The sequence below is a fragment of the Mesorhizobium sp. M6A.T.Ce.TU.002.03.1.1 genome (assembly GCF_003997275.1).
Taxonomy (GTDB): Bacteria; Pseudomonadota; Alphaproteobacteria; order Rhizobiales; family Rhizobiaceae; genus Mesorhizobium; species Mesorhizobium mediterraneum.
This window is the reverse complement of record NZ_RZTI01000149.1, coordinates 1-13,733: the sequence shown is the minus strand read 5'-3', so window position 1 is coordinate 13,733 and position 13,733 is coordinate 1. Positions and strand designations below refer to the sequence as shown.

Sequence of the window (13,733 nt, the reverse complement as noted above, 5' to 3'; positions counted from 1 at the left end):
GGCTTGGGCAGCGACTTCGGCTGCCGTGGCGCGCGCAGTGCCGCAGCGCCCGCCGCATTGACGAGGCCGCGCCGCTCCAGAAAGCGCAGCAACGAACGGATGCCGGCGAGCCCCCGCCCGAGCGTGCGGGCGCCGGCGCCCCCGGCGCGGCGAGCGGCGAGAAAGCCGCGCAGATCGGCCGGGCGCAGATCGGCGATATCCGAAATGCCGGGCGAGCCGCCGCAATGGCCGGTCAGGAAGTGCAGGAACTGGCGCGTGTCGCGTTCATAGGCTTCTACGGTTTCCGGCGACAGCCGGCGTTCGCGCGCCAGCATCTTCAGCCAGGTTTCGCGGGCCGCCTGAAGGTCTGGTTTGGCTGGAATAAGAAATTCCTGCATTGGCTCTTCCGATATTCCGTTCTTCCAATTCTGGGCCATCTTCCGGCAGCCGGGTTAGGAAGCGGTGAAGAGCCGCGTCATTGAAATGACAAGAGGCTGGAGCTAGAGCAAGGCCAAAGGATTTTTCCGCCGATGACCAAACCGCAAAACCCCGTCCAGATGGCCGTGATCGGCGCCGCCCACGGCATCAAGGGCGAGTTGCGCGTGAAAACCTTCACCGGTGACCCGTTGGCGCTGGCCGACTACGGGCCGCTCTATGCCAGGGACGGCCGCGCCTTTCAGATCGTCGACATCAGGCCGGCCAACACGGTCGTCGTGGTGCGCTTCAAGGGCATCAGCGACCGCAACGCTGCCGAGGCGCTTGCCGGCACGGAATTGTTCGTCGACCGCTCGATGCTGCCGGACGATGGCGAAGAGGACGAATTCTATCATGCTGATCTCGTCGGGCTGGCGGTCCGGGACGATACCGGTGCTGACATCGGCAAGGTCGTGGCCGTGCATAATTTCGGTGGCGGCGACATTCTCGATGTGACGCTTGGCGAGCGCAAAGGCGTGCTGATCCCGTTCACGCAGGCCGCCGTGCCTGACGTGTCGATCACCGAAGGTTTCCTCCGCATCGATCCGGCGGCGGCGGGCTTGATCGACGACGAAGACGGCGATGCTCCCGGTCGCGATGGTTTCGACCCGAAGGGCAGGCCACGCGGACCCAGGGATGCCGGGGGCAACCGGTGAGTTTTTCCGCCTCGGTGCTGACGCTCTATCCGGAGATGTTTCCCGGCGCGCTCGGCCTGTCGCTGGCCGGCAGAGCGCTGGAGGCTGGCACGTGGGAGCTGGAAGCAATCCAGATCCGCGATTTCGCCAGCGACCGCCACCGCACCGTCGACGACACACCGGCCGGTGGCGGCGCCGGCATGGTGATGCGCGCCGACGTTTTGGCCAAGGCGATCGACCATGCCTCGCCACCGGGTGATCCACGGCCACGGCTGCTGATGAGTCCGCGTGGAAAACCGCTGACGCAGTCCCGCGTGCGCGAGCTGGCCGCCGGGCCGGGCGTCGTCATCGTCTGCGGACGCTTTGAAGGCGTCGACCAGCGGGTGATCGACGCGCGTGGGCTGGAAGAGGTCTCGGTCGGCGACTTCATCCTGTCCGGCGGTGAGCCGGCGGCGCTCGTGCTGCTCGACGCCGTGGTGCGGCTGTTGCCCGGCGTGATGGGCAATGCGGTATCAGGCGATGAAGAGAGCTTTGAAAACGGCCTGCTCGAACATCCGCATTACACACGGCCGCAGGAATTCGAGGGCCGGCAAATCCCCGAAGTTCTCACCTCGGGCAATCACAAGAAGATCGCCGCATGGCGGCGCGCTGAGTCGGAAAAGCTGACCAGGGAAAGGCGGCCTGACCTGTTAGCCGCTCAGCCCTTGGCAAAATAGTAAAAGGCCAGGAACACGCCGATCCCAACCACGAAGCCGCGCACGGCAATTTGCGGCACGCGCTTGGCGATCCAGACGCCGGCATAGCCGCCCAGCGCGCCGCCCGGTATCATGATGATCGCTTGCGGCCAGGCGATCACGCCGCCGGAGACGAAGACCAGGATGGCTATCGCCGCGATGACCACGGCCAGCATGTTCTTCAGCGCGTTCAGGCGGTGATAGTCGCCGGGCTGGGTGAGGCCGAGCGTTGCCAGCATCATGACGCCCATGCCGGCGCCGAAGAAACCGCCATAGACTGCGGTGGCGAATTGCGCCAGGGAGCCGACCAGCGAACCCACCGCGGCCTCATGCCCCGGCTTGGGTGCCGGCTTCAGCCACGGCCCGGCGGCGAATAGCGCGGTCGCCGCCAGCAGCAGCCATGGCACCAGGACGCGGAACGACGGATTGTCGAGCGCCAGAAGGATGAGCGCACCGGCCAGCGCGCCGAAAGCCGATATGAGGCCGAGCAGCAACGCCGTGCGCCAGAAATGCTTGATGTCGGACCAGTAGGCGAGCGTCGAGGTGATGTAGCCGGGAAACTGTGTCACCGACGAGGTCGCGTTAGCGACGATCGGCGGCAAGCCGACCAGCGTCATGGCGCCGAAGGTTACGAACGTCCCGCCGCCAGCTATCGCGTTGACGGCACCTGAGAGAAAGCCCGCGAAAAAGAGCAGGGCCGCATCGAGAACTGGCATGGGGGTATTGCCGCCGGAGGAAAGTCACGTTTTACCCGCCTTAAAAAGCTTGGGCCTTCGACGCAACCCCTGCTGAAAGATTGCAATGTCGGCCAACGACCAAAAAAGAACACGGCAAAGGCGTGACAAAGCGTCGAAATAGCTGTATGTGCCCGCCCGAACCGGAAGAAAAATCTGCCGGACCCGTCAACAATGGCGGTGTAGTCGCCCCTGCCTGATGTTCTCGCGAACGAAGGGCATAGCCGAGTGGTCAATGGAACTGCAAAGCGAGTGTCGGACGCTCTGACTGTCGGAAGAACAAGAAGTGGATTACTGAGATGGACATCCTCCGTCAGCTCGAGGCCGAACAGGCCGCCAAGATCGAAGCCAAGCGCAAGCTTCCCGAATTCCAGCCCGGCGATACCGTGCGCGTCCAGGTCCGCGTGACCGAAGGCACCCGTACCCGCGTCCAGGCTTATGAGGGTGTCGTCATCGCCCGCGCCGGCGCCGGTTTCCAGGAGAGCTTCACCGTTCGCAAGATTTCCTACGGCGAAGGCGTGGAGCGCGTGTTCCCGGTCTATTCGCCGATGGTCGAGGGCGTCGAGATCGTGCGCCGCGGCAAGGTGCGTCGCGCCAAGCTTTACTACCTGCGCGATCGCCGCGGCAAGTCGGCCCGTATTTCGGAAAACACCGGCGTGCGCGCCCGCAAGCTGAACGATGAGGAGCGCGATGCGCTGAACGCCGAAAAGGCCCGCATCGAGGCCGAGAAGGTGGCCGCCGCGCAGGCGCTGGCCGCCGAGAAGGCAGCCCAGGACGCCGCCGAGAAGAAGGCCGCCGACGAGGCCGCCAAGGCTGCGGAAGCGGCTGTCGCCGAATAAGTTTTTTCAACAACCGTGCTTCGGAAAGGCGGCTTCGGCCGCCTTTTTTGTCCCTGAGGTGACGCGCCGGACGGGGTTTGATCCGCAAGGCACGAATCGTTGCGCAAGCGCTCGGTTGGAAGCATTAGAATCCGTTTTAGCGCAAAGCGGCCCATCGGACCGGCTTGCAAGCCGCTAACGGAAAGCTAAAGTCGGCGCCGGGTTTTCCTGCAAGCCTCGACAATGTCCAGGCTGTTCAAGTTCTTGGGGTGTGTCATGACCAAATCGAAACTGCTGTTGGCCGGCCTGTTGGCTCTGATTCTCGCGCCCGTCGTCGCCCTGGCGCAGGCGCTGCCCGATCTCGGCGGCAAGAAGGTGGTGGTAGTGACGGAGAACGCCTATCCGCCGCTGCAGTTCATCGACGCCAAGACCGGCAAGCAGATCGGTTGGGAATATGACGCGATGAACGAGATCGCCAAGCGGCTGAATTTCCAGGTCGAGTACCAGAACACCTCCTGGGACGCGATGATCCAGGCGGTTTCCGACAACCAGTACAACATCGGCATGACCGGCATCACCATTAAAGACGACCGCAAGCAGAAGGTCGATTTCTCCGACCCTTATATGCGCTCGGAACAGTTCATGCTGGTGCGCGGCGACGAGAAGCGCTTCACCGACGCCAAGACCTTCGGCGCCTTCAAGGATGGGCTGATCGGCGCGCAGGCCGGCACCACGCCCTTCTACACCGCCGTCTACAGCGTGCTCGACGGCAATGAGCAGAACCCGCGCATCAAACTGTTCGAGACGTTCGGTGCGACGGTGCAGGCGCTGAAGACTGGTGACGTCGATGTCGTTTTGACCGACGGCACTGCCGGCAAGGGCTATGTCGAGGCGTCCAATGGCGGGCTGAAGCTGATCGGCGGACCGCTCGGCACCGAGGATTTCGGCTTTATTTTCCCGAAAGGCTCGGATCTGGTGAAGCCGGTCAATGCGGCGATCGCCGCACTGAAGGCCGACGGCACGCTCGACGCGCTCAACAAGAAATGGTTCCTTGATTACAAGATGGGGCAGTAGCTTCCATTGTTGCGCACGTTGGGTGATGCGCAGGAACTCGCGCTGACTCCGCGCTCGTCCACCCCCCTCTGTCCTGCCGGACATCTCCCCCTCAAGGGGGGAGATTGGCAGCTTCGCTGGCCGCGCTTTTTCTCTAACGTTGGAGATTGGCGAAAGCAGAATGAACAGCCAATCTCCCCCCTTGAGGGGGAGATGTCCGGCAGGACAGAGGGGGGTGCCTTGGCACCATGCCTTCGCGATGTCTGCTTCACCGGCGTCGCCTGATGGCAACGCCCGCGTCTTCCACCTCCAAAACCGACTTTCCCTGGTGGCTTGCCGCGGCGATCGCGCTCGCCGTGGCCGCCGCCATCTTCATCGCCGCAAGCGACCTCTACGCCCAGGTTTTCGCGACCGTCGCCAAGGGCATCGGCATCACTGTCTTCGTCACCGTGGTCGCCTTCGCGCTAGCCTCCGCAATCGGACTCGGCATTGCGCTGATGGGACTGTCGGGGTCGCGCTGGCTGCGCCAGATCGCTCGTTTCTATGTCGAGATCATCCGCGGCGTGCCAATCCTGGTGCTGTTGTTCTGGATCGCGTTTGCCGGCGCGCCAGCTTTCGTCGCGGCATGGAACGCGCTGACCGCGCCGCTGCAAAGCGCCGGCGTCTTCGGCGAGCTGCTGGTGCGAGACGTGTCGCTGCTGTGGCGCGCCATCATGGCGCTGACCATCGGCTACTCGGCCTTCATCTCGGAGGTCTTCCGCGCCGGCATCCAGGCGGTCGAGAAGGGCCAAATCGAGGCGGCGAAGGCGCTGGGGCTGACGCGCACGCAGCGTTTCCGGCTGATCGTCTTTCCGCAGGCGATCCGCACCATCTTGCCGCCGCTCGGCAATGATTTCGTCGCCATGGTCAAGGATTCGTCGCTGGTCTCGGTGCTCGGCGTCGCCGACATCACCCAGATGGGCAAGATCTACGCCGCCGGCTCGTTTCGCTTCTTCGAAACCTATTCGATCGTCGCCTATATCTATCTCATCCTGACGGTTGGCCTGTCGCTGGCCTTGCGGGCGCTGGAGAAGCGGTTGCGCCGCCAGCATGAGGAATAGAAGGCAGGCGAAGACGGCGCTACGATTGACCTGCCCGGTTGCGGAGGAATTGATCCATGAACATCGACAAAGCCAATGCGGCGCTGGAGTCCGTCTATACGGCGGATACACCGGAAGCGCTGGCGCAAGCTTATGCCGCATGGGCTGCGACCTATGACAGCGAAACCGCCTCGCTCGGCTATCTCCTGCCGTTCCTGATCGCCGCCTGGGTGGCGCGCCATGTGCCATCGGGCGAGGGGCCGCTGCTCGACGCCGGCTGCGGCACGGGCCTGTCGGGACCGTCGCTCAAGGCGCTGGGCTATCAGGACATTGCCGGGCTCGACCTGTCGGAGGACATGCTGAAAATCGCCAGCAGCCGGCAGGCCTACAGCGAGTTGAAACAGGCGATGCTCGGCGGTCCGCTGCCTTGGCCCGACGGGTATTTCCGCGCCTTCTTTTCGACCGGCGTGTTCACCCTCAGCCACGCGCCGGCTTCCGGCCTGCATGAACTGGTGCGCATCACCCGCAAGGGCGGCCATGCCATCTTCACCGTTCGCGACCAGGTGTTCGAGAGCGGCGGCTTTCGTGACGTTTTTGCCGAGCTGGAGCAGGCGAAGAAATGGCGGCCGGTCGAAGAAAGCCCATGGTTCCGCTGCTATGCCATCGCCGAACCCGAGGCGTTGGTGAAGACGTTTGTGTTTGAAGTGCTTTGAGGGGCGGCACTTTCCCTTCTCCCCCTGTGGGAGAAGGTGGCCGAGCGAAGCTCGGTCGGATGAGGGGTGTTCCAGCTTGGCAACGACAGCGATCCGTCCAGCACCCCTCAACCGTCTCGGCGCTGCGCGCCGATCCACCTTCTCCCACAAGGGGAGAAGGGGAAGCCGCGCCACACCCTACCAATTGCCGAAAACCCAAAACATTGATATGAGCCACGCCATGGAACAGCTTTTTGGCGATCCGGCCTACAAGGGCTTCGTGCTGCAGGATAGAAAACGCCTGCCGTCGCGATTCTCCGCGCGCGTTTCCGGCGCTCTGACCAGCCGACTTCGCTAGGCCGTGTTCGCCGGCTAGCCGGCGCTTGTCCTTCCCATTTTCATATCGACGGATTTACGCACATGAGCGCACCGCGCACCCTCTACGACAAGATATTCGACGACCATGTCGTCGACCGCCAGGACGACGGCACCTGCCTGCTCTATATCGACCGCCACCTCGTCCATGAAGTGACCAGCCCGCAAGCCTTCGAAGGCCTGCGCATGACCGGCAGAAAGGTCCGCCATCCTGAAAAGACGCTGGCCGTGGTCGACCACAATGTGTCGACCTCGCCCGAGCGCAAGTTCGGCATCAAGAACGAGGAAAGCCGCATCCAGGTCGAGGCGCTGGCCAAGAATGCCAAGGATTTTGGCGTCGAATATTATTCCGAAAAGGACATCCGCCAGGGCATCGTCCACATCATCGGCCCCGAGCAGGGCTTTACTCTGCCCGGCATGACCATCGTCTGCGGTGACAGCCACACCTCGACGCACGGCGCTTTCGGTGCTTTGGCGCATGGCATCGGCACCTCGGAAGTCGAGCATGTGCTGGCCACGCAGACGCTGATCCAGCGCAAGGCCAAGAACATGCTGGTGCGCGTCGACGGCGTGCTGCCGGAAGGCGTCACCGCCAAGGACATCATTTTGGCGATCATCGGCGAGATCGGCACTGCCGGCGGCACCGGCTATGTCATCGAATATGCCGGCGAGGCGATCCGGGCGCTGTCCATGGAAGGCCGCATGACCATCTGCAACATGTCGATCGAGGGCGGCGCCCGGGCCGGCCTGATCGCGCCCGACGAGACGACCTTCGCCTATGTCAAAGACAAGCCGCGCGCTCCCAAGGGCGAGGCGTGGGACGCCGCGCTTACCTACTGGAAGACGCTGCAGTCCGACGAAGGCGCGCATTTCGACAAGGTGGTCGTGCTCGACGCGGCGAAATTGCCGCCGATCGTCTCCTGGGGCTCTTCGCCCGAGGACGTCGTCTCGGTCCAGGGCATCGTGCCGAACCCCGACGATATCGCCGACGAAAACAAGCGCACCTCGAAGCAGCGCGCGCTCGACTACATGGGCCTGACGCCAGGCACCAAGATCACCGACATAGCGCTCGACCGCGTCTTTATCGGCTCCTGCACCAACGGTCGCATCGAGGATTTGCGCGCCGTCGCCAAGGTGGTCGAGGGCAAAAAAGTCAGCCCGCATGTCGATGCGATGATCGTGCCGGGGTCAGGCCTGGTGAAGGAGCAGGCGGAGGCCGAAGGTCTCGACAAGATCTTCCTCGCCGCCGGCTTCGATTGGCGCGAGCCGGGCTGCTCGATGTGCCTTGCCATGAACGACGACCGCCTGAAGCCGCATGAGCGCTGCGCCTCGACCTCGAACCGCAATTTCGAGGGCCGCCAGGGCTTCAAGGGCCGCACCCATCTGGTGTCGCCGGCCATGGCGGCAGCAGCGGCGATCGCCGGCCACTTCGTCGATATCCGTGAGTGGAAATAGATTCAGGCGTGAGTGGAAATAACTCGGGCCGCCACAGTTGAGTGCATGCCAGAACCCGAACCGCGATGCGGTTCGGGTTTTCTTCACGCCGGGCGCCTTACGAACTCATGGAATTGCTCACGCCGGCCGGGTTGCTCCGCAGCGACTACGAGTGCCAGCTGACGTTCGTCGAAGAGCTTGAACCATTCGTCCCATTCGACCAACTCGTAGCCGCCCGCATTGACCGGACGTTCGCCCAGATCTTGGTCCTGATAAGCGTGCTGGCCGAAGACCAGCCTCAGCATGGCTTGCGTTCCCGTTTCGGGCGACACGTCGACGATTGCCGGAAATCCGGCGCGCGCCGCGACCCATGAGCGAATTGCTTCGTGATCAGTCAGCATGATCGTATCGGCCATGAAGCGTCTCCATCGATTGCTGCTGGAAAACGCCGATCGCGGTTTCAAGTTCCGCGCATCAGCTTCATGGGCGACCCGGCGCATATTCGACTTTGCTCAACGGCTTGCTTGGACTTAACCGCTTGTTTGGGCTTCCGCCCTAAGGTCTTCCCTGGCGGAAGCGTGGGGGTCACGGTCCTTTGGACACCGGTTTGCTGGTAGCGTTGCTCAATCCGACGATCGCGCTTGCGCTCGGCGCGGTGTTTCTCGTGCTGTGGTTCTACCAGCGCCACCGCCCCTATCTGGCTGTGCTCGCCGCCAGCTACTCGCTCTCGGCGGCGGGGTTCCTGTTGCAGTACTTCACCCTGCCCGTCGGCATGGCGCCGACCAAGCTGCTCTCCAATACATGCTTCACCTTTGCCGCCTGCTGCCTCTGCAGCGCGATCGTGGCACGCTATGGGCGGCGCGTGCCCTATGTCGGGATCGGCGTTCTGGCGGGCGGCGGCCTGACCGCATTCTGCTGGTTCCTGTTCGTTCAGCCAGACCTCACTTGGCGGATCCTGGCGATGAATTTTGGCTTCGGCGGCCTCAGCCTGCTTGTGGCGGCCGAACTGCGCCCGGTGCGCGGCAGGGGTCCGACCGAAATGATCCTGTTCGTGCTGTCGCTGCTTTCCGGCCTGAATTTCTTCGTGCGGACACTGGCCGTCATCGTCGCGCACGGACCCTTCACCAGCTATGACGGCTTTTACGCCTCGTCCTACTGGACGACGGCGTTGCTGTCGCATGCGCTGCTGTCGCTGCTCATCGCGCTTTGCCTGTTCTGCGCGGCGGCGCTCGATGTGATGAAGGCGCTGAAGGCCGAGGCGTATACCGATCCGCTGTCGGGCCTGCTCAACCGCCGCGGCTTCGAGGAGCGCGCCAGGCTTCTCCTGCTTCACTGCGCCACCGCCAAAATGCCGGTCGCGCTGGTGCTCGCCGACCTCGATCATTTCAAGGCGCTCAACGACCTTCACGGGCATGCGGCGGGCGATCGCGTGATCGCCGACTTCGCCGCCAAGCTTCTATCGGCTGCCGGCACGGGCGGCGTCGCCGGCCGTATCGGTGGCGAGGAGTTCGCCGTGCTTTTGCCGCTGAGCGACCTCGGCGCGGCAAGGCTGTTTGCCGAAGCCATTCGCACGCTCTATTCGGCGGGCAGCGTCGACGGGCTTCCGCCCGGCACAAGAGTGACCGCGAGCTTCGGTGTGACGGCTCGCACCGGCGACGAAGGACTTGAGCCGCTGATGCGCCGCGCCGACGAGGCGCTCTACAAAGCCAAAGGGAATGGCCGCGACAGCGTGCGGCTATCTTATGAACGGTCGGCCTATGAACAGCCGGAATCGCTATCCGTCGTGGAACCGCTCAAAGCCGGCTGATCATACGCGCTTGGGTTCGCATTAACGTCTTTTTCGCCCGTCCGTGATTTGCTTTCGCAGGGAGTGCGAAAATCACATGGGCGGCGCAGGCTTCATCCTTGCAATCAACCTGTTCGTTGCCGGCCTGCTGGCCGCAGCCTTCATGACGATCGCGTTCTACGATGTAGGGCGTGTGTCGGCACGCTGGCTGGCCCTCGGCTATCTGCTCGGCGTGGGCTATTACATCGTCGAATTCAGCATTCCGGTCTTCGACAATGCGCGACCTGCGGTCGTTACGGCTTTCGCCGTTTTCCTCGGCGCCACCATCGTCTTCAATGCTGGGCTCGCCCATAAATACGGCGTGGCGACGCCTTGGCGTCCGATGCTTCTCTTCCTACTTGCAGCCACCGTCACAGTGTATTTCGTGCAGGATCTGCCACGTCAGTCGCTCGCCCGCATGATGGCCTACCAGCTCCCCTATGCGGCCATGCAGTTCGTCGGCCTCGGCATCGTCTGGTCGTCCAGGCAAAAACGCGACCGGCTCGACCGTGTGCTCATGGCCGTTCTGGCGGCCAGCGCCCTGCAATTCGTGAGCAAGCCGTTCATCGCCCACGCTCTGGGTGGCTGGGGCGTCAATCCGCAGGCCTATATGCGGAGCGACTACGCTCTGGTGTCGCAATCGCTTGGCACTGTGTTCGCCATGGCAATCGCGCTTCTTGTTCTGATCATCCTGGTCCGCGATGTGCTCGCCGAGGCGACGTCGAAGTCGGAGACGGACACGCTTTCAAGGTTGTTCAACCGGGGCGGCTTCGAACGTCACGCGGAGCTCGCGATGCGCGACGCCGTGCGCAAGGGCGTCCCGGTCGCCCTGGTCATCGCCGACCTCGATCATTTCAAGAGCGTCAACGATAGTTTCGGCCATGCGTCCGGTGACCGGGTCATCGGGACCTTTGCTGGTTTCCTGCGTGACGCCGCCGCCGACCATCACGTCGCCGGCCGCATCGGCGGAGAAGAGTTCGCCATCATACTGCCGGGGACCAACCTCGCCGCGGCGCGGCTCCTTGCCGAAGGGACACGCAGCGCTTTCGGTGCCTTGCCGATCGACTGCCTGCCGGCGGACCATCGGTGCACCGCCAGCTTCGGCGTTGCCGAGCTTCAACCGGGCGAGGGTTTCGCCGATCTCATGCGGCGCGCGGACGAAGCGCTTTACCAAGCCAAGCGCGGCGGGCGCGATCGCGTGCGTATTGCGTTAGAGCCAGCCCTGCAGACCCCGGTGGCGACGCCTGACAGAATCAGCGGCAGGGGCTGAGTTCGGGCATCTCGCCGTCGGAAAGGCCGTACATGTAGCTGCGGCCTTTCACGAAAACCGGTGGCCTGTAACAGTCGCGGCTGCTGACGTCATCCGCTTCGTTTTCATAGATTTTGGGCTGACCGGCGCCGGTGTAGTCCGACAGTTCCTTGGCCAGGTTGCCCTCGCCAACGAGGATGCGCTTGTAGCCGGCGGCGCTCTCGATGACCAGATTTCCGAAGGAATCGGCGTAGACGCGGTCGCGCGTCCCGGCGAGTGCCGGTGCTGCGAAGCCGATGGCCACCGCCATCAAGATGAGCGCCGAAAGGCGCGATCTGCCTGAGTTCGAACGCATGGCGTCCTCCATTTGTCAGAGGCGAACTTCCTCTGACTCGGAAATTAACCTTTTATTAACCTTTGTTAAGAGGCTAGCCCTGCTAGCCGTCAGGTCTCGGCAAACATGGTTAATATCCGGCGCCTGGGCGGCCGCGGTCATCTTTCGGCCATGCTTGCCCGCACCATCGCGCCCGGTGTCGGGTGATCTTGGCAAGCATCGCGGCTGGTTTGATGCGTAGGGAGACAGCATATGGCGTTACGCCGGACGTTTCGGGTGACGCTTGCCCTTTTTTCATTGCTGATCACTGCTGCCTGCGTGTCGCAGACCAATGCGCCGAAGGCCGGCACGACCGATTTGACGGCACCGCAGCCGCGCACCGCTACCTACAATTGCGCCGATGGCACCAGGATCACCATCGAAAACCTCGGCACATCGGTGCGCGTGCTTGGCCCAGACGGCGCCAGCGAGGAACTGCCGGCCTCGCCGGCCAATCAAAGCAGCCGCTTCGGCGAGGCGCATGACGCAATCGTGATCGACGGGCGCGATGCGCTGGTGATGAAGGGCGGTAAGACGCCGCTGACCTGTAAGCGTTAATCAGTTTACCGCACTGCAGCGAACATAGCGCCGGCTTTGGGTCGTGCCCTAATCGATTGAAGCAAAGACCGCCCCTTTTGTCAGACTAAATTACGTTTTCGAAACGGTTTTCTGGCTTTGACGCGGTGCAAAAAGAGCATTAGAAACCGGCTGTCCGAAGTCGCAACCGGAAGCGGTAACGCCGCATTTCCACCTGGGGCTCCAGAGACGCCGAACTGGGGGAGCCATGAGCAAATCACCAGCCACCCGCGAATTTGCCAGACGTGAACGGCCGCTTTCGCCGCATCTGACCGTCTATCGGCCGCCGATCACGATGACGATGTCGATCATCCATCGCATCACCGGCGGGGCGCTCTATTTCGGCACGCTGCTGGTCGCCCTGTGGCTGATGGCGGCGGCGAGCTCGCAATCCACCTTCGATGCCGTCAACTGGGCCTTCGGCTCGTGGCTGGGGCGGCTGGTGCTGTTCGGCTATACCTGGGCGCTGATGCACCACATGCTGGGCGGCGTGCGCCATCTGATCTGGGACACCGGGGCAGGTCTTGAAAAGGACACCGCCTCCAGGATCGCCTGGGCGACGCTGGCCGGCTCGATCGTGCTGACGCTGCTGATCTGGGTCGCCGGCTATATGGCGCGGGGAGCCTGATCGTGAGCCACCACAACACCGACATGCGCACGCCGCTGGCGAAGGTCCGCGGCCTCGGCTCCGCCCGCGAGGGCACGGAGCATTTCTGGCGCCAGCGCCTGACGGCGATCGCCAACATCCCGCTGATCCTGTTCTTCGTAGGCTTCCTGATCGCGTTGAATGGCGCCGGCTATGTGGAGGTGCGCGCCGCACTTGCCAACCCGTTCGTGGCGCTGGTCCTGGCCCTGGTGCTCTTGTCCGGGCTTTATCATATGCGGCTCGGCATGCAGGCGATCATCGAGGACTATGTCCATGGCGAGGGCATGAGGCTGGCGCTGCTCGCGCTCAACACATTCTTTCCCGTGGTGGTTGGCGTCGCCTCGATCTTCGCCCTGCTCAAACTGGCATTTGGAGGCTGAAATTTTGGCCAAGGACGCGAAAAACGCCAACACGGCGTCCGCCTATACCTATGTCGACCACAAGTTCGACGTGGTGGTCGTCGGCGCCGGCGGCGCCGGCCTGCGCGCCACGCTCGGCATGGCCGAACAGGGCCTGCGCACCGCCTGCATCACCAAGGTTTTCCCGACGCGGTCGCACACTGTCGCCGCTCAAGGCGGCATTGCCGCTTCGCTGTCCAATATGGGGCCCGATTCCTGGCAGTGGCACATGTACGACACCGTGAAAGGATCGGACTGGCTCGGCGATGTCGACGCCATGGAATATCTGGTGCGCGAAGCACCCGCCGCCGTCTACGAGCTCGAGCATTACGGTGTGCCGTTCTCGCGCACAGAAGAGGGCAAGATCTACCAGCGGCCGTTCGGCGGCCACATGATGAATTTCGGCGACGGCCCGCCGGTGCAGCGCACCTGCGCCGCCGCCGACCGCACCGGCCACGCCATCCTGCACACGCTCTACGGCCAGTCGCTGAAGAACAACGCGCAGTTCTTCATCGAGTATTTCGCGCTCGACCTGATCATGGAGCCGGACGGCACCTGCACCGGCGTCGTCGCCTGGAACCTCGACGACGGCACCATCCACCGTTTTTCGGCCAAGATGGTGGTGCTGGCGACCGGCGGCTATGGCCGCGCCTATTTCT

Annotated in this window: 17 protein-coding genes; 13 read left to right on the top strand and 4 right to left on the bottom strand. The window is 63.4% G+C overall.

Annotation, left to right across the window (positions count from 1 at the left end; all coding sequences use genetic code 11):
* Nucleotides 1-377, bottom strand: a 377-nt coding sequence (locus tag EOC93_RS28915) for a site-specific integrase (protein ID WP_164759311.1), incomplete at its 3' end; no start/stop codon positions are given.
* A gap of 132 nt (nt 378-509) precedes the next feature.
* On the opposite strand from EOC93_RS28915, the gene rimM reads away from it, so the two are divergent.
* Together rimM and trmD are read left to right on the top strand one after the other, a co-directional pair.
* Nucleotides 510-1,109: a ribosome maturation factor RimM gene (gene rimM / locus EOC93_RS28910; RefSeq protein ID WP_127206303.1), complete on the top strand. Its 600-nt coding sequence runs from the start codon at nt 510-512 to the stop codon at nt 1,107-1,109.
* Nucleotides 1,106-1,804, top strand: coding sequence for a tRNA (guanosine(37)-N1)-methyltransferase TrmD (gene trmD / locus EOC93_RS28905; protein WP_095484902.1), 699 nt, complete (start codon nt 1,106-1,108; stop codon nt 1,802-1,804). The genes rimM and trmD overlap by 4 nt, the downstream gene beginning before the upstream one ends.
* Here the strand turns inward: trmD and EOC93_RS28900 are convergent.
* Nucleotides 1,786-2,538 carry a sulfite exporter TauE/SafE family protein gene (locus tag EOC93_RS28900; protein ID WP_095484903.1) on the bottom strand — a complete coding sequence of 251 codons (753 nt, stop codon included), beginning with the start codon at nt 2,536-2,538 and terminating at the stop codon, nt 1,786-1,788. The genes trmD and EOC93_RS28900 overlap by 19 nt on opposite strands.
* 317 nt (nt 2,539-2,855) lie before the next feature.
* Here EOC93_RS28900 and rplS point away from each other — a divergent pair, with 317 nt between their 5' ends.
* The 5 genes from rplS to leuC all read left to right on the top strand — a co-directional run bounded on the left by rplS (nt 2,856) and on the right by leuC (nt 8,028).
* Nucleotides 2,856-3,395 (top strand): 50S ribosomal protein L19, encoded by a 540-nt coding sequence (gene rplS, locus EOC93_RS28890; protein WP_095484904.1) that lies wholly within the window; start codon nt 2,856-2,858, stop codon nt 3,393-3,395.
* A gap of 255 nt (nt 3,396-3,650) precedes the next feature.
* Complete coding sequence (locus EOC93_RS28885) at nt 3,651-4,448, top strand: transporter substrate-binding domain-containing protein (RefSeq protein ID WP_126104347.1); 798 nt, start codon at nt 3,651-3,653, stop codon at nt 4,446-4,448.
* 263 nt (nt 4,449-4,711) lie between these two features.
* On the top strand, nt 4,712-5,527 hold the full coding sequence (locus EOC93_RS28875) for an amino acid ABC transporter permease (RefSeq protein WP_095484906.1): 816 nt from the start codon (nt 4,712-4,714) through the stop codon (nt 5,525-5,527).
* Between the two features lie 56 nt (nt 5,528-5,583).
* Nucleotides 5,584-6,219, top strand: a complete 636-nt coding sequence (locus EOC93_RS28870; RefSeq protein WP_095484907.1) for a class I SAM-dependent methyltransferase — start codon at nt 5,584-5,586, stop codon at nt 6,217-6,219.
* Nucleotides 6,220-6,618: 399 nt separating this feature from the next.
* A complete protein-coding gene (leuC, locus tag EOC93_RS28855) occupies nt 6,619-8,028 on the top strand; it encodes a 3-isopropylmalate dehydratase large subunit (protein WP_095484909.1) in 1,410 nt (469 codons plus the stop codon).
* An 83-nt stretch (nt 8,029-8,111) separates the two neighbouring features.
* Here the strand turns inward: leuC and EOC93_RS28850 are convergent, their stop codons facing one another.
* Nucleotides 8,112-8,423, bottom strand: a complete 312-nt coding sequence (locus EOC93_RS28850) for a hypothetical protein (protein WP_095484910.1) — start codon at nt 8,421-8,423, stop codon at nt 8,112-8,114.
* A gap of 179 nt (nt 8,424-8,602) precedes the next feature.
* Here EOC93_RS28850 and EOC93_RS28845 point away from each other — a divergent pair, with 179 nt between their 5' ends.
* Nucleotides 8,603-9,814 (top strand): GGDEF domain-containing protein, encoded by a 1,212-nt coding sequence (locus EOC93_RS28845; protein WP_127206302.1) that lies wholly within the window; start codon nt 8,603-8,605, stop codon nt 9,812-9,814.
* A gap of 76 nt (nt 9,815-9,890) precedes the next feature.
* Nucleotides 9,891-11,102, top strand: coding sequence for a GGDEF domain-containing protein (locus tag EOC93_RS28840; protein ID WP_095484912.1), 1,212 nt, complete (start codon nt 9,891-9,893; stop codon nt 11,100-11,102).
* On the opposite strand, the gene EOC93_RS28835 is transcribed toward EOC93_RS28840, so the two are convergent.
* A complete protein-coding gene (locus EOC93_RS28835; RefSeq protein WP_095485116.1) occupies nt 11,086-11,436 on the bottom strand; it encodes a hypothetical protein in 351 nt (116 codons plus the stop codon). The genes EOC93_RS28840 and EOC93_RS28835 overlap by 17 nt on opposite strands.
* A gap of 231 nt (nt 11,437-11,667) precedes the next feature.
* On the opposite strand from EOC93_RS28835, the gene EOC93_RS28830 reads away from it, so the two are divergent.
* The 4 genes from EOC93_RS28830 to EOC93_RS28815 all read left to right on the top strand — a co-directional run.
* Nucleotides 11,668-12,012, top strand: a complete 345-nt coding sequence (locus EOC93_RS28830) for a hypothetical protein (protein WP_095484913.1) — start codon at nt 11,668-11,670, stop codon at nt 12,010-12,012.
* 226 nt (nt 12,013-12,238) lie between these two features.
* Entirely contained in the window at nt 12,239-12,658 is a 420-nt protein-coding gene (gene sdhC, locus EOC93_RS28825) for a succinate dehydrogenase, cytochrome b556 subunit (RefSeq protein ID WP_126104353.1), read from the top strand.
* A gap of 2 nt (nt 12,659-12,660) precedes the next feature.
* Entirely contained in the window at nt 12,661-13,056 is a 396-nt protein-coding gene (gene sdhD / locus EOC93_RS28820; RefSeq protein WP_095484915.1) for a succinate dehydrogenase, hydrophobic membrane anchor protein, read from the top strand.
* Nucleotides 13,057-13,060: 4 nt separating this feature from the next.
* Nucleotides 13,061-13,733, top strand: a 673-nt coding sequence (locus tag EOC93_RS28815) for an FAD-binding protein (protein WP_127206301.1), incomplete at its 3' end; no start/stop codon positions are given.

Bases quoted from the DNA above. Each gene is read 5' to 3' on its own strand.
- rimM (WP_127206303.1), top strand. From the start codon at position 510: ATGACCAAACCGCAAAACCCCGTCCAGATGGCCGTGATCGGCGCCGCC.
- EOC93_RS28900 (WP_095484903.1), bottom strand. From the start codon at position 2,538: ATGCCAGTTCTCGATGCGGCCCTGCTCTTTTTCGCGGGCTTTCTCTCA.
- rplS (WP_095484904.1), top strand. From the start codon at position 2,856: ATGGACATCCTCCGTCAGCTCGAGGCCGAACAGGCCGCCAAGATCGAA.
- EOC93_RS28885 (WP_126104347.1), top strand. From the start codon at position 3,651: ATGACCAAATCGAAACTGCTGTTGGCCGGCCTGTTGGCTCTGATTCTC.
- EOC93_RS28875 (WP_095484906.1), top strand. From the start codon at position 4,712: ATGGCAACGCCCGCGTCTTCCACCTCCAAAACCGACTTTCCCTGGTGG.
- EOC93_RS28870 (WP_095484907.1), top strand. From the start codon at position 5,584: ATGAACATCGACAAAGCCAATGCGGCGCTGGAGTCCGTCTATACGGCG.
- leuC (WP_095484909.1), top strand. From the start codon at position 6,619: ATGAGCGCACCGCGCACCCTCTACGACAAGATATTCGACGACCATGTC.
- EOC93_RS28850 (WP_095484910.1), bottom strand. From the start codon at position 8,423: ATGGCCGATACGATCATGCTGACTGATCACGAAGCAATTCGCTCATGG.
- EOC93_RS28840 (WP_095484912.1), top strand. From the start codon at position 9,891: ATGGGCGGCGCAGGCTTCATCCTTGCAATCAACCTGTTCGTTGCCGGC.
- EOC93_RS28835 (WP_095485116.1), bottom strand. From the start codon at position 11,436: ATGCGTTCGAACTCAGGCAGATCGCGCCTTTCGGCGCTCATCTTGATG.
- EOC93_RS28830 (WP_095484913.1), top strand. From the start codon at position 11,668: ATGGCGTTACGCCGGACGTTTCGGGTGACGCTTGCCCTTTTTTCATTG.
- sdhC (WP_126104353.1), top strand. From the start codon at position 12,239: ATGAGCAAATCACCAGCCACCCGCGAATTTGCCAGACGTGAACGGCCG.